Annotated in this window: 27 protein-coding genes, 3 tRNA genes and 4 riboswitches; of the genes, 27 read left to right on the forward strand and 3 right to left on the reverse strand. The window is 36.3% G+C overall.

Annotation, left to right across the window (positions count from 1 at the left end; genetic code table 11):
- Positions 1 to 5 precede the first annotated feature (5 nt).
- From MKX37_RS03710 to MKX37_RS03730, 5 genes are all read left to right on the forward strand, one after another.
- Positions 6 to 82, forward strand: a tRNA-Ile gene (locus MKX37_RS03710).
- A 7-nt stretch (positions 83 to 89) separates the two neighbouring features.
- Positions 90 to 164 (forward strand) — tRNA-Asn (locus MKX37_RS03715).
- Position 165: 1 nt separating this feature from the next.
- Positions 166 to 237 (forward strand) — tRNA-Glu (locus tag MKX37_RS03720).
- Positions 238 to 368: 131 nt separating this feature from the next.
- Positions 369 to 788 carry a CBS domain-containing protein gene (locus tag MKX37_RS03725; RefSeq protein ID WP_002125317.1) on the forward strand — a complete coding sequence of 140 codons (420 nt, stop codon included), beginning with the start codon at positions 369 to 371 and terminating at the stop codon, positions 786 to 788.
- A gap of 423 nt (positions 789 to 1,211) precedes the next feature.
- Positions 1,212 to 2,363: a DUF3965 domain-containing protein gene (locus tag MKX37_RS03730; RefSeq protein ID WP_002125318.1), complete on the forward strand. Its 1,152-nt coding sequence runs from the start codon at positions 1,212 to 1,214 to the stop codon at positions 2,361 to 2,363.
- 241 nt (positions 2,364 to 2,604) lie between these two features.
- Here MKX37_RS03730 and MKX37_RS03735 read toward each other — a convergent pair whose 3' ends face one another.
- The gene (locus MKX37_RS03735) at positions 2,605 to 2,937 is read right to left on the reverse strand and encodes a hypothetical protein (RefSeq protein WP_078422154.1); all 333 of its coding nucleotides are present in this window, start codon (positions 2,935 to 2,937) and stop codon (positions 2,605 to 2,607) included.
- A 5-nt stretch (positions 2,938 to 2,942) separates the two neighbouring features.
- Positions 2,943 to 4,097 carry an SH3 domain-containing protein gene (locus MKX37_RS03740; RefSeq protein WP_002125323.1) on the reverse strand — a complete coding sequence of 385 codons (1,155 nt, stop codon included), beginning with the start codon at positions 4,095 to 4,097 and terminating at the stop codon, positions 2,943 to 2,945.
- A gap of 259 nt (positions 4,098 to 4,356) precedes the next feature.
- Positions 4,357 to 4,469: riboswitch (TPP riboswitch) on the forward strand.
- A 60-nt stretch (positions 4,470 to 4,529) separates the two neighbouring features.
- A riboswitch (TPP riboswitch) is annotated at positions 4,530 to 4,633 on the forward strand.
- A gap of 90 nt (positions 4,634 to 4,723) precedes the next feature.
- On the opposite strand from MKX37_RS03740, the gene tenA reads away from it, so the two are divergent.
- The 18 genes from tenA to kdpDN all read left to right on the forward strand — a co-directional run bounded on the left by tenA (position 4,724) and on the right by kdpDN (position 19,697).
- On the forward strand, positions 4,724 to 5,419 hold the full coding sequence (gene tenA / locus MKX37_RS03745; protein ID WP_002125324.1) for a thiaminase II: 696 nt from the start codon (positions 4,724 to 4,726) through the stop codon (positions 5,417 to 5,419).
- Positions 5,388 to 6,137: an ABC transporter ATP-binding protein gene (locus MKX37_RS03750; RefSeq protein WP_002125326.1), complete on the forward strand. Its 750-nt coding sequence runs from the start codon at positions 5,388 to 5,390 to the stop codon at positions 6,135 to 6,137. Before tenA ends, MKX37_RS03750 begins: the two co-directional genes overlap by 32 nt.
- Positions 6,137 to 6,889 (forward strand): ABC transporter permease, encoded by a 753-nt coding sequence (locus tag MKX37_RS03755; RefSeq protein ID WP_033708231.1) that lies wholly within the window; start codon positions 6,137 to 6,139, stop codon positions 6,887 to 6,889. The genes MKX37_RS03750 and MKX37_RS03755 overlap by 1 nt, the downstream gene beginning before the upstream one ends.
- Positions 6,886 to 7,887 carry an ABC transporter substrate-binding protein gene (locus MKX37_RS03760; protein ID WP_002125329.1) on the forward strand — a complete coding sequence of 334 codons (1,002 nt, stop codon included), beginning with the start codon at positions 6,886 to 6,888 and terminating at the stop codon, positions 7,885 to 7,887. Before MKX37_RS03755 ends, MKX37_RS03760 begins: the two co-directional genes overlap by 4 nt.
- A 10-nt stretch (positions 7,888 to 7,897) precedes the next feature.
- The gene (gene tenI, locus MKX37_RS03765; protein WP_016101785.1) at positions 7,898 to 8,518 is read left to right on the forward strand and encodes a thiazole tautomerase TenI; all 621 of its coding nucleotides are present in this window, start codon (positions 7,898 to 7,900) and stop codon (positions 8,516 to 8,518) included.
- The gene (gene thiO, locus MKX37_RS03770; protein WP_002186756.1) at positions 8,511 to 9,620 is read left to right on the forward strand and encodes a glycine oxidase ThiO; all 1,110 of its coding nucleotides are present in this window, start codon (positions 8,511 to 8,513) and stop codon (positions 9,618 to 9,620) included. The genes tenI and thiO overlap by 8 nt, the downstream gene beginning before the upstream one ends.
- 15 nt (positions 9,621 to 9,635) lie before the next feature.
- On the forward strand, positions 9,636 to 9,839 hold the full coding sequence (gene thiS / locus MKX37_RS03775) for a sulfur carrier protein ThiS (RefSeq protein WP_001049509.1): 204 nt from the start codon (positions 9,636 to 9,638) through the stop codon (positions 9,837 to 9,839).
- A gap of 2 nt (positions 9,840 to 9,841) precedes the next feature.
- Positions 9,842 to 10,612, forward strand: a complete 771-nt coding sequence (gene thiG / locus MKX37_RS03780; protein WP_002186754.1) for a thiazole synthase — start codon at positions 9,842 to 9,844, stop codon at positions 10,610 to 10,612.
- Complete coding sequence (locus MKX37_RS03785) at positions 10,605 to 11,624, forward strand: thiazole biosynthesis adenylyltransferase ThiF (RefSeq protein WP_002169126.1); 1,020 nt, start codon at positions 10,605 to 10,607, stop codon at positions 11,622 to 11,624. The genes thiG and MKX37_RS03785 overlap by 8 nt, the downstream gene beginning before the upstream one ends.
- A 15-nt stretch (positions 11,625 to 11,639) precedes the next feature.
- Positions 11,640 to 12,452, forward strand: coding sequence for a bifunctional hydroxymethylpyrimidine kinase/phosphomethylpyrimidine kinase (gene thiD / locus MKX37_RS03790; protein WP_002125335.1), 813 nt, complete (start codon positions 11,640 to 11,642; stop codon positions 12,450 to 12,452).
- An 85-nt stretch (positions 12,453 to 12,537) separates the two neighbouring features.
- Positions 12,538 to 12,685: riboswitch (cyclic di-AMP (ydaO/yuaA leader) on the forward strand.
- Between the two features lie 93 nt (positions 12,686 to 12,778).
- Positions 12,779 to 13,165, forward strand: a complete 387-nt coding sequence (locus MKX37_RS03795) for a hypothetical protein (protein ID WP_002010661.1) — start codon at positions 12,779 to 12,781, stop codon at positions 13,163 to 13,165.
- Between the two features lie 16 nt (positions 13,166 to 13,181).
- Positions 13,182 to 13,412 carry a hypothetical protein gene (locus MKX37_RS03800; protein ID WP_016101779.1) on the forward strand — a complete coding sequence of 77 codons (231 nt, stop codon included), beginning with the start codon at positions 13,182 to 13,184 and terminating at the stop codon, positions 13,410 to 13,412.
- A gap of 262 nt (positions 13,413 to 13,674) precedes the next feature.
- Positions 13,675 to 13,820: riboswitch (cyclic di-AMP (ydaO/yuaA leader) on the forward strand.
- Between the two features lie 94 nt (positions 13,821 to 13,914).
- Positions 13,915 to 14,019: a SipW-dependent-type signal peptide-containing protein gene (locus MKX37_RS03805; protein WP_000887888.1), complete on the forward strand. Its 105-nt coding sequence runs from the start codon at positions 13,915 to 13,917 to the stop codon at positions 14,017 to 14,019.
- On the forward strand, positions 14,016 to 14,096 hold the full coding sequence (gene kdpF / locus MKX37_RS03810; protein WP_000972378.1) for a K(+)-transporting ATPase subunit F: 81 nt from the start codon (positions 14,016 to 14,018) through the stop codon (positions 14,094 to 14,096). The genes MKX37_RS03805 and kdpF overlap by 4 nt, the downstream gene beginning before the upstream one ends.
- A gap of 19 nt (positions 14,097 to 14,115) precedes the next feature.
- The gene (kdpA, locus tag MKX37_RS03815; RefSeq protein WP_002125340.1) at positions 14,116 to 15,783 is read left to right on the forward strand and encodes a potassium-transporting ATPase subunit KdpA; all 1,668 of its coding nucleotides are present in this window, start codon (positions 14,116 to 14,118) and stop codon (positions 15,781 to 15,783) included.
- Positions 15,784 to 15,796: 13 nt separating this feature from the next.
- Positions 15,797 to 17,887 carry a potassium-transporting ATPase subunit KdpB gene (gene kdpB / locus MKX37_RS03820; RefSeq protein WP_078422155.1) on the forward strand — a complete coding sequence of 697 codons (2,091 nt, stop codon included), beginning with the start codon at positions 15,797 to 15,799 and terminating at the stop codon, positions 17,885 to 17,887.
- Between the two features lie 17 nt (positions 17,888 to 17,904).
- Positions 17,905 to 18,486 carry a K(+)-transporting ATPase subunit C gene (gene kdpC, locus MKX37_RS03825; protein WP_002125346.1) on the forward strand — a complete coding sequence of 194 codons (582 nt, stop codon included), beginning with the start codon at positions 17,905 to 17,907 and terminating at the stop codon, positions 18,484 to 18,486.
- Between the two features lie 56 nt (positions 18,487 to 18,542).
- A complete protein-coding gene (gene kdpDN, locus MKX37_RS03830; protein ID WP_087946251.1) occupies positions 18,543 to 19,697 on the forward strand; it encodes a KdpD-like non-kinase potassium sensor in 1,155 nt (384 codons plus the stop codon).
- Between the two features lie 19 nt (positions 19,698 to 19,716).
- On the opposite strand, the gene MKX37_RS03835 is transcribed toward kdpDN, so the two are convergent.
- The gene (locus MKX37_RS03835; protein WP_002186749.1) at positions 19,717 to 20,895 is read right to left on the reverse strand and encodes an MFS transporter; all 1,179 of its coding nucleotides are present in this window, start codon (positions 20,893 to 20,895) and stop codon (positions 19,717 to 19,719) included.
- A gap of 140 nt (positions 20,896 to 21,035) precedes the next feature.
- On the opposite strand from MKX37_RS03835, the gene MKX37_RS03840 reads away from it, so the two are divergent.
- From MKX37_RS03840 to MKX37_RS03855, 4 genes are all read left to right on the forward strand, one after another.
- Complete coding sequence (locus MKX37_RS03840) at positions 21,036 to 21,497, forward strand: MarR family transcriptional regulator (RefSeq protein ID WP_078203439.1); 462 nt, start codon at positions 21,036 to 21,038, stop codon at positions 21,495 to 21,497.
- A gap of 130 nt (positions 21,498 to 21,627) precedes the next feature.
- The gene (locus MKX37_RS03845; protein ID WP_002140445.1) at positions 21,628 to 22,482 is read left to right on the forward strand and encodes a patatin-like phospholipase family protein; all 855 of its coding nucleotides are present in this window, start codon (positions 21,628 to 21,630) and stop codon (positions 22,480 to 22,482) included.
- A gap of 127 nt (positions 22,483 to 22,609) precedes the next feature.
- On the forward strand, positions 22,610 to 22,813 hold the full coding sequence (locus MKX37_RS03850) for a hypothetical protein (RefSeq protein WP_000432819.1): 204 nt from the start codon (positions 22,610 to 22,612) through the stop codon (positions 22,811 to 22,813).
- A 48-nt stretch (positions 22,814 to 22,861) separates the two neighbouring features.
- Positions 22,862 to 23,134 carry a hypothetical protein gene (locus MKX37_RS03855; protein ID WP_000143386.1) on the forward strand — a complete coding sequence of 91 codons (273 nt, stop codon included), beginning with the start codon at positions 22,862 to 22,864 and terminating at the stop codon, positions 23,132 to 23,134.
- Positions 23,135 to 23,154: the final 20 nt, after the last annotated feature.

Below are 23,154 nucleotides of genomic sequence, written 5' to 3' on the forward strand. Positions count from 1 at the left end.
AGTATGGGCCTATAGCTCAGCTGGTTAGAGCGCACGCCTGATAAGCGTGAGGTCGATGGTTCGAGTCCATTTAGGCCCACCATATATATTCCGCAGTAGCTCAGTGGTAGAGCTATCGGCTGTTAACCGATCGGTCGTAGGTTCGAGTCCTACCTGCGGAGCCATGGCCCGTTGGTCAAGTGGTTAAGACACCGCCCTTTCACGGCGGTAACACGGGTTCGAATCCCGTACGGGTCATAAAAAAAGAGTCAGCATATTGCTGACTCTTTTTTATTATGTATAAGCCTCTTTTTATCACCTTATTTTTCTGAAATAAATAAAGGGATTTAGGAAAAGCTATGGTATGTATTAAAAGGAGGAGATGAAAAATGACGCAAGTTAGAGAACTTATGAGTACTCATATCGTACATTGTACACCATTAGACAATGTATATGAGGCAGCTGTAAAAATGAAGGAAGAATCGGTTGGATTGATTCCTGTTATTGAAAATAAACAAGTTGTTGGGCTTGTTACTGATCGAGACTTAGTTGTTCGTGGGATTGCTGAAAAACATCCTGGATCTAATCAAATTACAAATGTAATGACAACAAACATTGTTTCAGTTTCTCCAGATGATTCTATTGAAAAAGCTACAGAATTAATGGCACAATATCAAATTAGACGGTTACCGGTTGTTGAGAGCGGTCAACTTGTTGGGATGCTAGCACTAGGTGATTTAGCTATAAGAAAATCAGCAGATGATCAAGCAGGGTTTGCTTTAAGTGAAATCTCAGAGCATACGGAATAAACTATTTATAAAGATCAGATACATTATTCTAGTATATACGGATTAAACTAATATGTTAGCGTGATGTATCTGAGACATTATATAATAAGTATAGCGTCAATATTTTTGACAGTTTTTTTAAATTTGTCATTCCTGATTTTTAATAAGAGAAAAAATGATATACTGAGAGATATAAGTATTATGATAGATTTTGAATATAACAATATTCATCGTTAATGATGTAATAATGAATTAATATTTCCTACATAGATAAAGTGAAACTTTAATTATTGGGGGGTGTCCATCCCAAAATAATTATTAGTTGAACCAATCGGGCTTTTATGGGCAGTTTTATCTCCTACCTAACTTCCTCGCATTCGCAGAATTTTGAGGTGGGAGTCTTACTGCCCGCAAATAGCGGGATAAAAAGGGAAGGGGAATTATATGAGGGCTGTACAGGGCGATCCAAATTGGAATTTGGTTACAGATACATATATAGAACCAAATGATTTCGCTGAGTTATTTTCTTTGCTTGTACCTTGTCATCCAAAAGGTGAAGGGAAAGAGCGAACTATATTAGTATGGAAAGAAAAAGAATTTTATAAAGAAGAAAATTTAGCGCCATTTATCGTATATGGCATGAATAAAGTAAAGAATTTACCGCAGTTTCATAAAGATGAAATTCCAACTCTAGTACGTATTCTTCGTTTATGTCAAGAGATTGGTTGGTATGAAGAGGCAAATGCTTTTATGATAACCCAAGGGCTAGATGAATTTGTCCGAACTTCATTGGAGTATGAAACATGGGATCTTTTGACGAAAGCAGTTGCTTTAAACTATTTAATTATTAAATATCGTATTGGTGAATTAACAGCTGAGGATGTAGAAATTTGGGATCGAGTTAAATTTAATGAGAAATGTATAACAGATTGCAAACATCTATTATCTCATAAAGAAGTATTGGAATTTACATTCTTTTATATGTGTAAGCGAGCTAAGCTACTGTCAAAAGAGCAATTAAATAGTGATATGATGAGTCTGGCAATGTATTGTAATACTTTTGTGTATGATTTATATACACATGACTTATTACGGAAGTATCGTAAGTGTACAGACTTCCTATCATATTATGGACCTAGTCAAGCGGTTTTAGCTTGTCAAAGAGCTGTACTTTCACAAATTTCCGATCGATTAGACCCTTTAAAGACAACTCATGTAGATGATTATTTATATGTGATGAAAGAAATGATGGAGCATATGACGATAGGGGTAATGGATCGGTATGGTCATTTTATTGGAAAGCTACTATCATATGTACCATTTTTCGAAATGATCCAAGTTCCACAGCATGCATATTACTGTGAAGAATTACTGTATATTTGTAAGGGAATTGAATACAAAGAAGAAATACTACGCAATTATATATTTATACAATTACATGATTGTTTACCATCATTCTTTAAACTATTTCTTAAAAATAAGCGTTATGCAACGATTCATGATATTCTTTTCTATTGGTGCGACGATGAACAAAGAATGAGCTTAGAGAAAAAATATAATCTTAGTTTCATTTATGAAAAATATGCTTGTGGATAAACCATATTTTTTATATTAAAAATTAATATAAATTAAAAAGGATCTCAAGTTTATGTGAGATCCTTTTTTTGTTAGTAAAGCAAGGAGAAAGTACCTAAGATAAGAAATAACATTCCATAAAGGAGAAATTGTGCAGTATAACTTCCTTGTATACCAAAAAAAGTATTCATTTTTTCATATAAATTCAATATATATTTCATTGGATTATCTTTGAAAGATTGGTACACAGTGTCTCCTCTTTCTAAGCTTCTTGTTCATGTTTTTGGTTATTAGGAACATGAACGTATCTAGCTATGAATAATAAAACACCTATAAAGAATACAGGAAGTACGGTAGATAAATAAAAACCATTACTAATTATATTTGTTATAAGAGCACTTAAAAGAAAAATTACATTATAAATATGGGCAATTTTTTGTTTTAGCCGCATTTGTAATGCTTCCATAATGATTTCTAAAGCAACAAAAGCAATAATAATAGATAAAAATACAGTGTTCGTATTATAAATGATTAAACAACAGATTAAACCTAAAAAGGACAGGTATTCAATAAAGAGAGGTATATTGCGTGGCATATAATTTACCTAACTAAATATGGCAGTGGGTTTACTGCATTTGTTTTTTCAAAATTCCATTCCCCATTATGTAATTCAAAATGGAGATGTTGCCCGTATGAATGACCTGTGTTTCCCATATGACCTACTAATTGTCCAGTTTGTACTTGATCACCAGCTTGTACAGTGCGATCCTTCATATGAGCATAAACTGTTGTATATAATTTCCCATTTATTTGATGGGCGATGAACACGACATTGCCGTAGCTAGCCGAATAATAAGATTTCACAACCTTACCTGCAGCAGCAGCTTGAATAGAGACATTTCCTTGTGCTGCTATATCTATACCATAATGCATTTGCTCCCAGCGCATATCAAAAGTGGAGCTGATTTTCCCTTGAGTAGGGAATTTGAAAACTGCTGGAATTGATGCAGGTTGAGCTGTTTTAGCTTGTGGTTGATTTTGCACTACATAGTGTTTTGCTACATATCCGTATCCTGTGCCAAAACGAATTTTATACCAAGTACCTACCGTTTCTACTACTTGTACTTGTGTACCATTTTGTAATGAGCCAAGTAGAGTGCCACTTGTGCTAGCATTGCTACGCACATTTAATTTTGGTGTTGCAACAGTATAAGAAGGAGAACCTTGTACTGTTACACCTTTTACTAGAGGTGTGGATCCATTAGATACAAATGTTTTTTGTACGTAACCAATTTGACCGTTATGTAATATTTTGTACCAATCTCCTTGTTCACCTTGAATGGTAATGAATTGACCATTTGGTAATATATCTAGAATAGAAGACTCTGTATTAGGTTCAGAACGAACGTTTAATGCGTTTGCATTTACGATATATTGAGACTTTGGTTGAACATTTTTTTTGAATAGAATTGCATCTTTTTTCATATAGCCTGTTTTGTTGTTAACAGATACTTTATACCAATCTTGAACTGTTTCAAGAATAGTAACCGGGCTATTAAATCGAATGGTATCAACTATTGCACTGTCTGTATGGCTATTTTGATGTAGTGCAACGTTGTCAATTTTTACATATCCAGTTTTTACTGTAGATGGTTGCTTAGCAGCCGCTGTTTGTATATCGGATTCTCCCATAGAAGGAAGTAAAGAAGCAATTGCGATAGTAGTTGCTGTTAAAGCTGTGGCTTTCATATTCATGTAATAAAGACCTCCTCTAGTTGTATAGTTGTAATTTTATTATAGTATAAAGATATAATATATTGGTCGTATTCACATAAATGTAATATGAAATCAATAAAAATAATGTCAGAAGAGAGATTCGTATATAAATATTGTATATATCATTTGTGAGGTCGCATTTATATTTGTTTAACACGTTAAGAATTAATTCTTAATTAAGAAAATTAAAACAGTTGATGATGTCTTATGGCGATGTTATACTGACAGTGATAATTTTATAGTTTGCTAGGAGGGCTGGTGTTGCCAGCTGAGAGTAGGGCCATAAGCCTTTGATCCTTTTTATTACCTGATCTAGATTATGCTAGCGTAGGGAAGCAATTCGGACATTAACAATGAGTCCCCGTTTCTTTGCGTATAGAAACGGGGCTTTTTTATTTGAAAATTTCATATTAACACCACTAGGGGTGCTTTTCGTGCTGAGAGAGGAATAATCCTTAACCCTTACAACACCTGATCTAGATAATACTAGCGAAGGGAAGTGGAACAACGAATAAATTATAATTTTATTTGCTGTAACCACTTCTTATATACAGAAGTGGTTTTTTTTATTGAGATAAATAGATATATAGGAAGGGGAATTATTAATGAAATTTTGTGAAAGATTATTTGATACGGTGCAGCCTGTTTGGGAGAAAAGTCATAATCATCCGTTTGTAGTAGGTATGGGGGATGGTACGTTGGAAAAAGACAAATTCCAGTACTATATTATTCAAGATTATTTATATTTGTTAGATTATGCAAAGCTATATGCAATTGGGGTTGTAAAGGCAACGAATCCACAAGTTATGGCAAAATTTGCAGAGCAAATTGATGGGATTTTAAATGGAGAAATGACGATCCATAAACAGTATGCAAATAAACTTGGCATTACTGTAGAGGAGATAGAATCTGCGAAACCATCTGCTAAAAATTTAGCCTATACAAATTACATGATGTCTGTATCTCAAAATGGCACACTTGCAGAATTAATATCAGCTTTACTTCCATGTATGTGGAGCTATTGGGAGATCGGAAAGCGTTTAAATGATATTCCTGGAGCAAGCGATCATGAGTTCTTTGGAGAGTGGATTCAAGGATATTGTTCTGAAGAATACGGTAACCTTTGTATTTGGTTAATAGATTTATTAAATGAAATGGCAGTTGGAAAGTCAGAGAAAGAGCTAGACCGATTAGAGGAGATTTTCTTATATTCCAGCCGATTTGAATATTTATTCTGGGATATGGCTTATCGTAAGGAGATGTGGGGTTTTGAGGAGCAAGAACATACTACAGTTTCATAATGTTTCCTTTCATTATGATGAGAAACCAATCATCAATGAATTAAATGCTTCTATACAAGATAAAGAGTTTGTAAGTATTATCGGGCCGAGTGGATGCGGGAAAAGTACTTTATTTCGCCTTATTACAGGCTTAGAAGAGGCAAGTACTGGACAGATAGAGCTGACAAAAACAAAGAGTCATCCTGTAGGGTATATGCCCCAAAAAGATATGCTCTTGCCGTGGAGGACGATTATTGAGAATGCTGCCCTGCCGCTAGAGTGCCAAGGTGTGCAGAAGAAAGAAGCGCAAGTAAAAGCGAAAGAACTGTTACATAAATTTGGTTTACAAGGGTACGAGAAAAAATATCCGAAAGATTTATCTGGTGGTATGAGGCAACGCGTATCATTTATCCGAACTTTATTAACAGGCGGGGAGATATTATTGTTAGATGAACCGTTTAGCGCATTGGACGCTTTAACGAAGGCATCTTTGCAAGAATGGTTGTTTGAACAATGGAAAGAGTGGGAAAAAACAATTTTATTTATCACTCATGATGTTGAAGAAGCATTGTTTCTTTCTAATCGAATTTTGGTTGTAGAAAATCAACCGATAGCAACTTTAACTGAGCGAATTGTGCCGCTTGATCGTAACCGAACAAGAAAAGATTTATATAAGCCTGAAGTGTTAGCGCTTAAAGAAGAGCTCCTTAGTATGTTACAAAGGCAGGTACTCGTATGATGAATCGCTTGAAGGAGTTATTACCTGCCCTAATATTAAGTGGAATTTTACTTGCTCTGTGGGAAGTAGGAGCAAGAATTGTAGATGAGATGTACATTTTGCCATCACCTTCTGCAATTGTAATGAAGATATGGGCGCTGAAAGATATATTATTTACGGTTCATTTACCTGCAACGTTGTACGTCGTTTTAATAGGCGTTGTTATTTCTATCGTACTGGGCGTAGGGCTAGCAATGTTAATGAATGCGAGTACGTGGATGGAAAGAGCATTTTATCCGTTATTAGTTGCTTCACAAACCATCCCGATTACTGCGCTTGCGCCGCTCTTCGTTTTATGGTTTGGATATACCATCTGGAGTAAGGTTGTTGTTACCGTTTTAATTACGTTTTTCCCAATTGCGGTCAATACGTATGATGGACTGCGCAGTACGAAAAAAGAATGGGAGGAGCTATTAGTTACATATGGTGCAACGAAAAAAGATGTTTTTCTAAAGCTAAAGTTGCCATCTGCTCTTCCTTACTTTTTTTCAGCGTTAAAAATTGCGGTACCACTTAGCGTTATTGGGGCAGCGATTGGTGAATGGCTCGGTGCACAAGCTGGGCTTGGATATTTCAGTAAAAGAATGATGACGCAGTTAGACGGAGCTGGTGTATTTGCACCAATTGTATTGTTATCATTATTAGCTATTTTCTTCGTCATACTTATTTCCATATTGGAAAAGAAATTTATTAGTTGGAGGAAACATTCATGAAATTATTAAAACGCATCTTTGTGTTTACATTATTAGTTGCAATGATTGCAGGATGTTCGAGTAACTCGGCATCAGATAAGAATAAATCAGAAAAAGAAATAACAGTAATGCTTGATTGGTACCCGAATGCGGTACATAGCTTTATTTATACGGCAATTGAAAAAGGATACTTTAAAGAAGAAGGAGTGAAGGTGAATATTAAATTCCCTTCTAATCCGACTGATCCATTAACGCTAGCGGCAGCAGGGAAAGTGACAGTTGGTTTGTATTATCAACCAGATGTTGTCATGGCAAAAGCAAATGAACAAATTCCAGTGAAATCAATTGGAGCTGTCGTACGTTCACCGTTAAATCATGTTGTATCACTGAAATCAGCAGGCATTCAATCGCCAAAAGATTTAGAGGGGAAAACAGTTGGATATTCTGGAACACCTTTAAGTGAGATGTATTTAAAAACGATGGTAAAAGAAGCTGGTGGTAATCCAGATACAGTGAAAGTAGTCGATGTTGGCTTTGATTTAGTACCAGCATTAATTACGAAAAAAGTGGATGCGGTAACAGGGGCATACATTAACCATGAAGTACCTGTTATGCGTCATGAAGGTCATGAACCAGCATACTTTAATCCAGCAGATTATGGTGTACCGAACTATCATGAGCTTGTGTTTGTAACGGGTGATAAAACGTTGAAAAAAGATAAAGAAGCATTGCAAGCCTTTTTACGTGGGGCACAAAAAGGGTATGACTTTATGAAGAAAAAACCCGATGAAGCATTAAATATTTTATTAAATCATCAAGAAAAAGAAAACTTCCCGCTTGTACCAGAAGTTGAAAAAGAAAGTATGAAAATTTTATTAGAGAAGATGGAAACGAAAGATGAGCCATTCTTATCGGATTCAAAAGAGTCATGGGAGAAACAAAATAAATGGTTGAAAGACAAAGGAATGACGAAAGAAATCGTTCCAGCCGATGAATTATTTGAAAACATTTTAAAGTAGGCGAATGAATATGAAAAATGAGCTCCATGTAATCTCAAATGGCCATATGCCATTCGAAGAGTTAGTGAATGTAGCGATGCAAATTGAGAGTGAGATCGATTATTTGCATATTCGTGAGCGTGAGAAAAGTACGAAGGAATTGTATGAAGGTGTGGAAAGTCTTTTGGGGAAAGGCTTTCCAGCATCGAAGATAGTGATAAATGATCGAATTGATATTGCTATTCTATTAAATATTCCGCGTGTTCAGCTAGGATATCGAAGCGCAGATGTAAGGTTAGTAAAAGAAAAGTTTTCTTATTTGCATGTCGGTTATTCAGTACATTCGCTAGATGAAGCGATAGTAGCATTTAAAAATGGAGCAGATTCACTCGTTTATGGTCATGTATTTCCGACAGATTGTAAAAAAGGTGTGCCAGCGAGAGGATTAGAAGAAATTGCTCATATGGCAAGTTGTTTATCCATACCAATAACTGCAATTGGTGGGATTACCCCTGAAAATACAGGTGATGTTCTTGCAAATGGTGTAAGTGGCATTGCTGTTATGTCCGGGATTATAAGCAGTAGTAATCCGTATAGCAAGGCGAAATCTTATAAGGAATCAATAAGAAAGTGGGCGGAAAAACATGTGTAAGAAGTATGATGTAGCGATTATTGGCGGAGGTGTAATTGGTAGTTCAGTTGCACACTTTCTAGCAGAAAGAGGGCATAAAGTAGCGATTGTAGAGAAGCAAAGAATCGCATCTGAAGCTTCGAAAGCAGCTGCTGGTTTGCTCGGTGTTCAGGCAGAATGGGATGCATATGATCCGTTGTTTGAGCTTGCTAGAGAAAGCCGTGCTATATTTCCACAACTTGCAGCAGTTTTACGTGAAAAAACAGGCATCGATATTGGGTATGAAGAAAAGGGCATTTATCGCATCGCTCAAAATGAAGATGAGAAGAAAAGAATTCTTCATATTATGGATTGGCAGCAGAAAACAGGTGAAGATTCCCGATTTCTAACGGGGGACCATTTACGGGAAAAAGAGCCGTTTCTTTCCGAGTCAATTATAGGGGCGGTGTATTATCCGAAAGATGGTCAAGTTATTGCACCAGAGCTTACGAAAGCATTCGCACATTCTGCAGCAATTTCCGGAGCTGATATATATGAACAAACAGAAGTGTTTGATATTCGTATTGAAAATAATAAAGTGACTGGAATTGTGACAAGCGAAGGTGTAATCACATGTGAAAAAGTCGTTATCGCCGGAGGATCATGGAGTACGAAATTGCTACATTATTTTCAGAGTGATTGGGGTACATATCCTGTTAAGGGGGAGGTTGTTGCAGTAAGAAGCAGGAAACCTCTGTTGAAAGCTCCTATTTTCCAGGAGAGGTTTTATATTACGCCGAAGCGCGGTGGCCGTTATGTGATTGGGGCAACGATGAAGCCTCATACATTTAATAAATCTGTACAACCAGAAAGTATTACTTCCATATTAGAGCGTGCGTATACAATATTGCCTGCTTTAAAAGAAGCAGAATGGGAAAGTACGTGGGCTGGGTTAAGACCGCAGTCTAATCATGAAGCTCCTTATATGGGAGAGCATGAAGAAATAAAAGGTTTATATGCTTGTACTGGACATTATCGAAACGGCATTTTATTAAGTCCTGTTTCTGGTCAGTATATGGCTGATTTAATAGAAGGAAAGCAGGAGAATCACTTGCTAGATTCATTGCTTTCTAAAACGGTTTAGAAAGGGGATGGAAGTTTGAATTTAAAAATTAATGGTAACCAAATTGAAGTACCAGAGAGTGTGAAAACAGTAGCTGGGCTACTTACACATTTAGAGTTAGATAACAGAATTGTTGTAGTAGAACGTAATAAAGATATTTTACAAAAAGATGATCATAACGATACATCTGTTTTTGATGGGGACCAAATTGAGATTGTAACTTTCGTAGGAGGCGGTTGATTATGTTAAACATTGGACAATTTTCATTTCATTCTAGACTTTTATTAGGAACAGGGAAATTCCCTGATTTTGATGTGCAGCAAAAGGCAATTGATGTTTCTGAGGCTGAGATTTTAACATTCGCAGTACGTCGTATGGATATATTCGATGCGAAGCAGCCTAATTTATTAGAGAAACTTGATGTGAAAAAATATACGTTATTACCGAATACAGCAGGAGCAAAAAATGCTGAAGAAGCTGTTCGTATTGCAAAATTAGCAAAAGCGTCTGGACTTTGTGACATGATAAAAGTAGAAGTTATTGGTGATGATAGAACGTTATTACCTGATCCAGTAGAAACGTTAAAGGCATCTGAAATGTTACTAGAAGAAGGATTTATCGTTCTACCATACACATCTGATGATGTTGTATTAGCTCGTAAATTACAAGAACTTGGTGTACACGCGATTATGCCAGGAGCATCACCGATTGGTTCAGGGCTTGGTATTGTAAATCCATTAAATTTAAGTTTCATTATTGAACAAGCGACAGTACCAGTTATCGTTGACGCTGGTATTGGTAGTCCAGCTGATGCAGCATTTGCAATGGAATTAGGAGCAGATGGTGTGTTATTAAATACTGCAGTATCTGGAGCGAACGATCCTATTAAAATGGCATATGCAATGAAATTAGGTATTGAGGCAGGACGATTAGGGTTTGAAGCAGGTCGTATTGCACGTAAGCGCTGCGCGACAGCAAGTAGTCCTTTAGAAGGAATGAGCGTAGTTGAATAATCGATATTCTCGCCAAGAGCTATTTTCTCCAATTGGGGAAGAAGGGCAACAAAAGATAAGGACAAAGCATGTACTTATTATCGGTGCAGGCGCATTAGGTAGTGCAAACGCAGAGATGTTTGTAAGAGCAGGCGTTGGTCAAGTAACAATTGTTGACCGTGATTATGTCGATTGGAGTAATTTGCAAAGACAACAATTGTATGCAGAAAGTGATGTAGAGAATAATCTTCCGAAGGCTGTAGCGGCAAAAAAACGTCTAGAAGAGGTTAATAGTGAAGTAAGAGTAGAAGCTCTCGTTCAGGATGTAACGGCTGAAGAGTTGGAAGAACTCGTTACAAATGTTGATGTAATCATCGATGCGACTGACAATTTTGAAACACGTTTCATTGTGAATGATATATCGCAAAAATATTCTATTCCATGGGTTTATGGGGCATGTGTAGGGAGTTACGGTCTTTCTTATACTATTCTTCCAGGAAAAACGCCATGTTTATCTTGTTTATTACAATCGATTCCGCTTGGCGGAGCGACATGTGATACAGCGGGGATTATATCGCCTGCTGTGTCTCTTGTCATTTCTCATCAAGTAACGGAAACACTTAAACTGTTAGTAGAAGATTATGACTCGCTTCGAGATGGGCTTGTATCATTTGATGTATGGAAAAATGAATATTCATGTATGAATGTGCGAAAGCTTCGTAAACATAATTGTCTATCGTGTGGTGAACAGGCAGTATATCCATATTTAAATAAGGAAAACACTTCAAAAACAGCAGTGTTATGCGGGAGAAATACAGTTCAAATTAGACCACCTCATAAAGAGGAAATGGATTTTGAACAATATAAAAAATTGCTGAATGATCGCGTGAATGATTTGAATGTAAATCCATATTTATTATCATTTTCGGTTGAAGAAAAGAGATTAGTTGCTTTTAAAGATGGCCGTGTACTTGTACATGGCACGAAAGATATAAGCGAAGCGAAAACAATTTATCATCGCTATTTTGGGTAGAAAAGGATGAGTGGGATGAAAGTGAATAAAGCTTTAACAATTGCAGGGTCTGATAGCGGAGGCGGCGCTGGGATTCAGGCGGATTTAAAAACATTCCAAGAGCTTGGTGTGTATGGAATGACGGCTATTACAGCAATTACTGCTCAAAATACGCTTGGCGTTCAAGGGGTATATCCTGTTTCTTTAGAAGGGATTACGGAGCAGCTGAATTCAATTGGTACGGATTTAACGCCAGATGCTGTGAAACTGGGAATGTTATTTAGTAGTGAAATTATTCAAATTGTGGCAGAGCATATTAAGAAATTTGGCTGGAATAATATTGTGCTAGATCCTGTTATGATTGCTAAAGGCGGTGCGTCATTATTACAACAAGAAGCAGTACAAGCATTAAAAGAATATTTATTGCCAGTAGCAACTGTTGTCACACCGAATGTTCCTGAAGCAGAAGTGTTAACTGGAATGGAGATTCATAATGTAGAAGATAGTAAGGAAGCTGCAAAAGTATTGCATGAATTAGGGGCTAAATATGTGCTTATGAAGGGCGGACATGCAGAATATCAAGGTAATGAAGTAATTGATTTACTCTTTGATGGTGAGCAGTTTATTGAATTTAGAAGTGAACGAATTCCTTCGAAGCAAACGCACGGAAGTGGGTGTACATTTGCTTCAGCGGTTACAGCAGGACTTGCGAAAGGCTACTTGATGGAAGAGGCAGTTCAAGAAGCAAAACGATTTATTAGTATAGCAATTGAAGAGCCATTGAATATTGGAAGTGGTCATGGGCCGACGAATCATTTTGCATATAAATTGAATAAGACACATGTATAAAGATACGAGAAGCCAGTTTGTTAACTGGCTTTTTTTGTGTTTACTTTTTCCAAATACAGGAGTAATATATCAGCCAGAATACATTTTTTGTAATACGCTGAGTCCAAATGTATGGAGCGGAGGAACCAATTTGTGCGTCGTCACTAGGGGTGAATCTTTCAATGTTGAAAGTAGGGCTACTCTCAAAGTCCGAATCCGACAGCTAACTTCGTAAGCGTCTTGAGAGAGGACGGTGCCATGATGGATACATCACTTCATCGGTCTGATTAGTATAGGAGAATATCAATCTATGTTTGAGTTCTTTTATGCTAAGGAGGATGAGGTACATGGAACTAACACTTATTTGTGTTGGAGAAAAAAACAAGGTAAAGAGTTTAAGAGAGCTAGTAGCATTTCAGCATGAGTTAATTATTTTTACAGCCAATGAAGAGATAGCGGCTGAAGTTAGAGAGTATGGGTTTGAATCAGCTTATAGCTGTAATAAGGAGAAGGATTTTACTAGTATTTGCACACGTATTAAGAAGGTGATTTTACTAGGGGATGAGCTTCCGATAGTTAGTTTCTTCACAGAACACATTCGTTTTTCTTTTCAAGCGCCTATTACTGTTGTTACAAAGAATAAACGCTATCCGGCCAGGCTCTATGAAACAATTGGAGCTAAATTTGTAGTGTTTACGAACTGTGATAATATTTCTTTTTTATTTTTTGAATAAGGTGGGGGAAATGAAGATGAAAGTGTTGTTACTAGGAGATATAGCGAATCGTTGGGCGATATCGGTAGAGAGAGTTCACGAATTGGTAGTGCTCGATCCTCTTTTTCCAGGTCCATATATTATATTACCATCAAAAGATGTTTTGTATTTAGAGGCGGATATTACCGAATATGAGCAGTTACATGCGGAATTATCACAAGTTTATATTCGAGGGAGAAATTTGCGTGCTTTTTTGCGTGGAGAATAAAGGTTGAATGAAAAAAGAGCGAATGCTGAGTGCAACAAGCTATGCACTTCATGTAATTCGTTCTTTTTATTTCGTATTTAAAAGATCATTTCTGTGAAAAAGAAAGGAAAGACGAGAAAACAGATGAAAAAATATTAATAACAACTAATGTAAACGCTTAAATAGATGGATATTTTCTTATTTTCAGTAATTTACCCCTTTACAAGTTAAATTTAGAGGAGTATATTTACTCTCATAAATCATTCGTAAAATTTCCAAAAAAAACCTAAAATCGCTGAGTTCCAGAAATGGAGCGGGGGAACCAATTTTGTGCATTGTCACTTGGGGTGAATCTTTCAATTTTGAAAGTAGGGCTACTCTTTAGGCCCGAATCCGACAGCTAACCTCGTAAGCGTTTAGAGAGGAGGTTTACTTTGTGTTGTTCGTTTCGAACACTAAGTAGAGCTTAGTGTTCTTTTTTTGATAACTAGATGGTAAAAATTAACAAAAGTGAGGGGTAGTTATGTTAGATGTTGTAATGATCGGTATTTTTGTTGGGTTAGTCGCATCGATGGCAAGTCTTGCAAGTTGGTCAGATAAAGTTGTGAAAGAAGGGAAGCAATCATGATGATTGCCTTATCGGTTATTGTTGCAGCGATTACGGTGTACTTAGTATACGCATTATTAAATCCAGAAAAGTTTTAATTAGGGGGAATCATTCATTATGATTTGGGTTGCAGTCGTTATTACAATGCTCTTGTTTATTTTAGTAGCAAAGCCAACGGGGATTTATTTAGAGAAAGCCTTTCAAGGTAGCAAGAAGCTAGATAAAGTATTCGGGCCTTTTGAGAAACTTATTTTTAAAATTACAGGTGTAAAAGGATACAATCAAACGTGGAAACAGTATGCATTATCATTAGTTCTACTCAATGGATTTATGATTGTCGTCGTATATTTCATTTTCAGATTACAAGGTGTATTGCCATTAAATCCAGCGCATATTGAAGGGATGGAGCCTACGCTCGCTTTTAATACAGCGATTAGTTTTATGGCTGATACAAACTTACAACATTACAGCGGTGAAAATGGTTTATCTTATTTATCACAATTAATCGGGATTACATTTTTAATGTTTGCGGCACCAGCAACGACGTTAGCCATCGTTATGGCATTTATAAGAGGGCTCGCTGGAAAAGAACTTGGTAACTTTTTCGTTGATTTTACGAGAGCGTTAACGAGAGTTTTTCTTCCTATCGCATTTATTGCGGCGTTAGTCTTTGTCGCACTTGGTGTACCACAAACGTTAGATGGGGCGGTTACAGCACAAACAATTGATGGTGCGAAGCAAAGTATTTTACGTGGTCCAGTTGCATCATTCGTTTCCATTAAGGAACTTGGAAATAACGGCGGAGGATTTTTCGGAGCAAACTCTACACATCCTTTCGAAAATCCAGGGCAAATGAGTAATATTTTGCAAATGATGCTTATGATGTTATTGCCAACAGCACTTCCATTTACGTACGGAAGAATGGTAGGAAATAAAAAACAAGGACGTATCCTTTTCGTTTCACTATTTATGGTGTTTTTACTCGGATTTATAACGATTACTACATCTGAATTAAATGGTAATCCGGCATTAAATGGAATGGGTATCGAACATGTACAAGGAAGTACAGAAGGAAAAGAAGTGCGATTTGGAACAGTATTTTCTTCACTATACGCAACAGTAACGACAGCTGCTGAAACAGGGGCCGTTAATACGATGCATGATACGTTAACACCAATTGGCGGATTAGTACCACTCGTAAATATGATGTTGAATACAGTATACGGTGGTGTTGGAGCGGGCTTTATTAATATTATTATGTATGCAATTATTGCAGTCTTTATATCTGGATTAATGGTCGGAAGGACACCAGAGTTTTTAGGTAAAAAGATTGAAGGTAAGGAAATGAAATTAATTGCAGTAACGATTCTATTTCATCCATTACTTATTTTAGGATTTTCAGCATTAGCTCTTTCAACAAGTTTAGGAACGGATGCGATTTCTCACTCCGGTTTTCACGGTTTAACGCAAGTTGTATATGAATACACATCGTCAGCTGCGAATAACGGATCTGGATTTGAAGGATTAGCAGATAATACACCGTTTTGGAATATTACGACTGGTTTAGTTATGTTTTTAGGACGTTATTTCAGTTTAATTACGATGCTAGCTGTGGCAGCTTCATTGAAAGAGAAGACGGTAGTACCAGAAACAGTCGGAACGTTCCGTACGGATAATGGTTTATTTGGAGGAATCTTTATTGGAACGATTGTAATTGTTGGTGCGTTAACATTTTTCCCGATGTTAGTACTCGGCCCAATTGCAGAATTTCTTACATTGAAGTAATGGAGGGTAAATGATGAGACCGGTAGTAGTAAAAGAAAAACAAGTAAATCAGTCACAAATACATGCTGTAGAAGATGAAGTTAGACAAGCGAAAACGATGGATCGTGATATCGTGACACATGCGATGAAACAATCCTTTGCGAAATTGAACCCGAAAGTAATGATAAAGAATCCGATTATGTTTGTTGTGGAAATTGGATTTATCATTACGTTAATTTTATCCTTTCTTCCAAGTATTTCTAGTAGTGTACCAGGATGGTTTAATATAACAGTTTCTCTTATTCTATTATTTACAGTTTTATTTGCTAACTTTGCAGAAGCGTTGGCTGAAGGTCGTGGTAAAGCGCAAGCCGATTCTTTAAAACAATCGAAGAAAGATGTGTTTGCAAACGTTGTAAAAGAAAATGGAGACATTGTTCAAGTTTCAGCAACTGATCTGAGAAAAGGTGACGTTGTTATTGTAAAACAAGGAGAAATGATTCCGAATGATGGTGAAGTAATTAAAGGATTAGCGTCTGTAGATGAATCTGCAATAACAGGAGAATCAGCTCCTGTTATAAAAGAAGCGGGTGGTGATTTTTGTTCCGTAACAGGCGGTACGATGGTCGTAAGTGATGAAATTACAATTGTAATTACGAGTAATCCTGGTGAATCATTTATTGATAAAATGATTTCGTTAGTAGAAGGGGCTGCACGTCAAAAAACGCCGAATGAGATTGCTTTAAATACAGTATTAACGAGTTTAACGCTTATTTTCTTAATCGTCGTTGTGACGTTGCCGATTTTCACAAATTATCTAGGGTTTCAAATTGATACAGCTGTACTTGTAGCATTGTTAGTTTGTTTAATTCCAACGACAATTGGTGGGTTATTATCAGCGATTGGTATTGCTGGGATGGACCGCGTAACAAAGTTTAATGTATTAGCGATGTCAGGGAAAGCAGTAGAAGCTGCGGGCGATATTAATACGATTATTTTAGATAAAACAGGTACGATTACTTTCGGGAACCGGATGGCACATACACTGCTACCAGTAGGAAATGAAACGATTGAGCAAGTAGGAAAATGGGCTGCGATTAGCTCAGTTTTAGATGAAACACCAGAAGGTCGATCTGTTATAGAATATGTACAAACGAAATCTATATCATATAATAGAGAAATTGCAGAACAAGGTGAATTTGTTCCATTTAAAGCAGAAACAAGAATGAGCGGTGTTGATTTACAGGATGGAACGAAAGTGAGAAAAGGTGCTGTTGGTGCCATGATTGAATGGGTTCAATCGCAAGGCGGGATGATTCCAAAAGATGTGAATCAAAAAGCAGATTTGATTTCAAAAGAAGGCGGAACACCACTTGTAGTTGCAGTAGACAATCGTATTTACGGTTTAATATATTTAAAGGATACAGTGAAACCTGGTATGCGTGAACGTTTTGAACAATTGCGCCAAATGGGGATTAAAACGGTTATGTGTACAGGTGATAATCCGTTAACAGCAGCAACAATTGCAAAGGAAGCAGGAGTAGATGAATTCGTTGCTGAGTGTAAACCAGAAGATAAAATTGCGGTTATTAAAGCAGAGCAAGACAAAGGGAAACTTGTAGCGATGACAGGTGATGGTACAAATGATGCCCCGGCATTAGCGCAGGCGGATGTTGGATTAGCGATGAATAGTGGTACGACAGCTGCGAAAGAAGCAGCGAATATGATTGATCTAGATTCGAATCCAACAAAAATCATTGAGGTTGTAGGAATTGGTAAGCAATTGTTAATGACGCGTGGTGCGTTAACAACGTTTAGTATTGCAAACGATATAGCAAAATACTTTGCAATCATTCCAGCGATGTTTACATTAGCAATTCCGCAAATGGAAGCATTGAACATTATGAAATTAACATCGCCACTTTCAGCGATTTTATCAGCATTAATATTTAATGCAGTTATTATTCCACTACTAATTCCGTTAGCGATGAAAGGTATTGCGTATAAACCGATGAGTTCTAATGCATTGCTTAGCCGAAACTTACTCATTTATGGGCTTGGTGGAGTTATCGTTCCATTCATTGGAATTAAAGTAATTGATATGATTGTCGGCTTGTTCATATAAGGAAGAGGGGAAAAAAGATGGCGAAAAAACAAAGTATACTTTCACCAATTATTCGTATTACTTTTACATTTCTAGTTTTGTGCGGCCTCGTATACCCGCTTATTGTAACTGGTATTGCGCAAGCGGTAATGAAGGATAATGCGGATGGAAGTCTTATATATAATGATAAAGATGAAGTAGTTGGTTCAAAATTAATCGGTCAAAATTTCACAGATCCACGTTATTTTCATGGACGTGTCTCTAGTATAGAATATAAAGCAGAAGCATCTGGTTCAAATAACTATGCACCGTCTAATCCAGATTTAGCAAAACGAGTTGAGAAAAGTATTGATGACTGGAAGAAACAAAACCGGGCCATTCCAGTTACAGAAGTACCAATAGATTTAGTGACGAATTCAGGTTCAGGGCTTGATCCTGACATTAGTCCGAAGGCGGCTTCTGTACAGGTAGATCGCATCTCGAAATTAACGAATATTCCGAAAGAAAAGCTAGATCAATTGATTAAGGATCAAACGGAAGGTGCAGCGCTTGGCTTGTTTGGAGAAGATCGCGTGAACGTTTTAAAGTTAAATTTAGAATTACAGAAACTAATGAAATAGTAACAGTGCTACCTCAATCTAACGGATTGAGGTAGCGTTGTTTCGAAAGAAAGGTTGTGAGTGTTTTGTATGCGGATGACTATAAACCGACGTTTCAAAGGCGAACGCCAGAAGAGTATTTAGAATATATTCGGCAGCAAAATCGCGGAAAGTTAAAGCTATACGTAGGGGCTGCACCTGGAGTTGGGAAAAGTTATAAAATGCTATTTGATGCAAGAGAGATGAAAAAAGACGGTATTGATATTGTAGTTGGTTTAATTGAAACACACGGTAGAAAAGAGACGGAAGAAGCAATTGCTGATTTAGAAAAAGTTCCTTTAAAAGAAATAGATTATAAAGGGAAAGTATTTTATGAACTTGATGTAGAAGAAATTATAAAGCGGGCACCACAAATTGTTGTTGTGGATGAACTTGCGCATAGTAATATTCCCGGGTCGAAAAATAAGAAACGTTACATGGATGTGCAGGAATTGTTAGATGCCGGTATATCTGTATTATCAGCGTTTAATATTCAACATTTAGAAAGCGTTCATGATATTGTAGCTCAAATTACGAATGTCAAAGTACGAGAGCGTATTCCAGACTTTATTTTACAAAAAGCAAATGAAATTCAGCTTGTTGATGCAACACCTGAGGTACTCCGGAAGAGATTAATAGATGGAAAGATATATAAGGAAGAAAAAATTCAACAAAGCTTACAAAACTTCTTTACGATAAATAATTTAGGGGCATTAAGAGAGTTATCACTTCGAGAAGTTGCAGATGATATGGATGAGAAAATTAGCCAAACAGTAATAGAACCGATCGGTGTGAAAGAAAAAATTCTCGTTTGTGTACAATACAGTTCAACAGCAGAGAAATTAATACGGAGAGGTTGGCGCATGGCTGATCGGCTAAATGCTGAATTGTATGTGTTAAACGTTGAAAGAGAAAATATAGATTCTATTTCAGCTGGCAAAAAGCAAACGATTGAAGAATGGAAATCGCTAACGAATCAATTTGATGCGAGCTTTGTATTAGAAGAAGCAAAGGGAAGAAAGCCCGCTGATGTTATTATTGAAGTTGCAAAAAGACTACAGGTGACACAAGTTTTACTCGGGCAATCGGCGAGAACACGGTGGGAAGAAATACGAAAAGGTTCTATTGTAAATGAAATTATGAGACAAACGAAGTATATTGATATTCATATCGTTGCTGATCAAAGAGCTTAAGAGACCATCTATAGGTCTCTTAAGCTCTTTGTGCAGCATGGGAATGTAGCATTTTCATTGCGTGTAAAACTATAAGTAGAAATATAATTGCCCCTAGGAAGAAAATCCAAAAGTAATTTTGATTAAATAAAAGAAACCCACCTACAATAGGCCCTGTACCCATACCAAGATAGCGAATGAAGTTGTACATACCGATGGCAGTTGCGCGTTCTTGTACGAATTCTTCCGTTAATAAAGTAGTGTGAGTCGGCATAGAAAGTCCCATACTAAAACCGTATAAAGAGGTAACGATAATTACGGATGGGATATTGATGCTATATGTGAAAGAGAATAAAGTGACACATATAATGTTGAAGAAACTAGTGATGAAGAAAGCCTGCTTTGTTGTGAAATGTTTTTGCAAAAATTTGTAGCAATAGCTTCCTAACATAAGAGAAAGTGACATCGGTACAAACATAAGACCAATTTCACTTGCGCTTAGATGAAATATATTTGTTAATATGCTAGGTAAAAAAACGAGGAAACAGAAATATATACAAAATTGAATAAAGCCAATAAGTGTAATGGAAAATCCAGTTTTATTTTTTAAGATAAGCCAGTAATTCTTTTTTGCTTTAGGTTTCTCAATTACATTTGGTTTTGTTTCTGGAAGTAGTGAAATGTTTATAATTAATAAGATGATGCCAATTGTAGATAAAAAAAGAAATACAGATAAGTGGCCATTTATACTGCCGAGATAGCCACCTATGAGAGGACCGATTGCAGGTGCGAGAGCAAGTAACATTTGATAAAGGCTCATCGCTTCTCCGCGTTCTTTTCCTTCAAATAAATCACCGATAATCGTTGCTGCAACTACAGGTATAGCCGCTATTCCTATAGCTTGAACAGCTCTAAAAAATAGAAATAAGTAAATGTTTGGTGAGAAAGCACAACCAATTGAGCCGATTGTACTAATGATTAAACTAGGGATAAGGACAGATTTTCTTCCCTTTGTATCAATTAAAGGTCCGTATATGAGCTGCATAACCGCAAGAACGAATGTGAAAAGTGAAACGGTTAAATTTACAAGATAAAGAGAAGTATGAAACGAATTTTGAATCATCGGCAAGATAGGTGTATAAATATTTTGAGCGAAGGAACCGAGTAAGGCACTCATACAGACAACATATAAAATGAAATTCAGTTTGGTTTTTTCCATAATGTTAACCTCCTTGTCATTTGGTTTCCTTGGAAACTAAATTAATTTTAACATGATTTTCTCACTTGTAAAGATGAAAAAATGATTTTAAAATGGTATATAGTTAAATTGTTTCTTTGGAAACTTAGGAGGCGAATGGATTGGAACGTACAGCGAAACAAATGGAAATACTTTCGGATATTCGTACACTTTTTCATAAAAAAGAAGAGCATTTGAAAGAAAATAATGAGAAGTTTCTTCGTGAGACAGGTGTAAGTGGTATGTCTTTATCTGAGTTACATGTTATCGAGTGTATCGGAAAAAATGGTCTGATGAATGTAACTGCTATTGCAACAGAAATGGGAATGACGAAAGGCGCAATCTCTAAAATTTGTACAAAGTTGTTTCAAAAGCAATTCGTTGAGAAAATGCAAATGTTAGATAATCAAAAAGAAATTTTCTTCCGCTTAACGGAAAGAGGAAATGAAATATATAAAGCTCATGAAAAATTGCATAAACAAGCTGAAGAAAAGTGGCTGTTACTTTTAGATGGATATACGAAAGAAGAGCAAGATTTTATTCAAAGGCTTATAAAGGATGTCTCTGGTCATTTGGAAATATAATTGGAAGAAAAACCCCCTCCATTTCAAGCCTTTTCAATATAATTTCTGAAAGAACTCATATATAATAGAAAAAGATACTTAACATAGTGAATAATTAAAGAGTCAATATATATAAAGAGGAGAGAATAACATGCTTGAAAATACGGGGTTAGTATTAGAAGGCGGCGGTATGCGTGGTGTATATACGGGCGGGATATTAGAATATTTTATGGAACAAGATTTATATTTTCCATATGTAATTGGTGTATCAGCTGGTGCTTGTCATGCAGCGTCGTATCTTTCCAGACAAAGAAATAGAAATAAAACAGTAAATATTGATTATGCATCACATCCGCAGTATTTATCGTATAAAAACTTGTGGAAAAAACGTCAGCTATTTGATATGGAATTCATTTTTCATGAAATTCCAGAAAAGCATGTACCGTTTGATTTTGAAACATACTTTAATAGTCCAGAGCGTTTCCTTGTAGGAACAACTGATTGTGAAACAGGACAGTCTGTTTATTTTGAAAAAGAGGGAACGAATGATGATGCACTAAATTTATTGCAAGCATCTAGTTCATTACCTTTCATTGCACCGGCAGTAAACTACCGAGGTAAGCAATTGTTAGATGGCGGGATTTCAGATCCGATTCCAGTTCGTAAAGCACAGGAAGATGGATTTAAAAAATCAGTCGTTATTTTGACGAGAAATCATGGTTACGCGAAGAAAAAATCAAAATTTGGTTGGATTGCAGCAAAGGCTTATAAGAAGTATCCAAACCTTGTAAATACGATGCTGAATCGTTATGAAGTGTATAATGAAACACTTCACTACATTGAAAAAGAAGAGCAAGCTGGTAATTTATTTGTTATTCGCCCAGAAGTGCCGCTTCAAGTAGATCGTATGGAAAAGGATACGGCTAAATTACAAAGTTTATATGAGCAAGGCTATGAAGATGCAAAGAGACAATTTGCAGATTTACAGGCGTTTTTGCAAAAATAATAATTAGGCTGTGGAGAAGGAGTTCTCTGCAGCCTTTTTTATTATTGGTTTCAATACCGAATGTTGGTTATATACATTTTGGGATTATGGTATAATATGGATAAAAGTATGTAGAGAGGTGATACATATGGAAAATGTATATAAAGGGCTTAGACATACTGGATTTACAATGTTGCTTATTTTTGGTGGCGTATTTCTACTGCGCTGGTTCATTCATGATGAAATGTTATTAGATCAGCTTATTGGTTTTAGTATAGGAATGGTAATGGTTATTTCATCAGTGTTCATTCAAAAGTATAGTAAAGAATTGCAGGTAAATGAGAAATATTAAAGGTTTCTAACCTCTTTTAAGTAGTTTGGTCGTAGAGGAGGCTTTCATATGACTTTTTTATTTGCGGTATATTTTGTTTTTATTATGACATTGTTAATTACATTTCTTCTTTCTAAAAGATCATTTGAGAAGCCTTTTATTAAATATATACCAGCGTTCATTTTGTTTATTTTGGCTTTCATTTCTTCTATTATTTTTATATTTAATAACGGAATGGGAGAGCTTATGATAGCCATCTTCTTAGGTGTTACAGCAATAGCGAACGGTCTTTTGCTTTTTGCGTTGAAAGTAGTTCGTGTGATTGTTGCAAAAGGAAAGTAGCGCATCGGAATTCGATGCGC

Origin of the sequence: Bacillus sp. FSL R5-0709 (genome assembly GCF_038004785.1) — a bacterium.
Classification (GTDB): domain Bacteria; phylum Bacillota; class Bacilli; order Bacillales; family Bacillaceae_G; genus Bacillus_A; species Bacillus_A mycoides.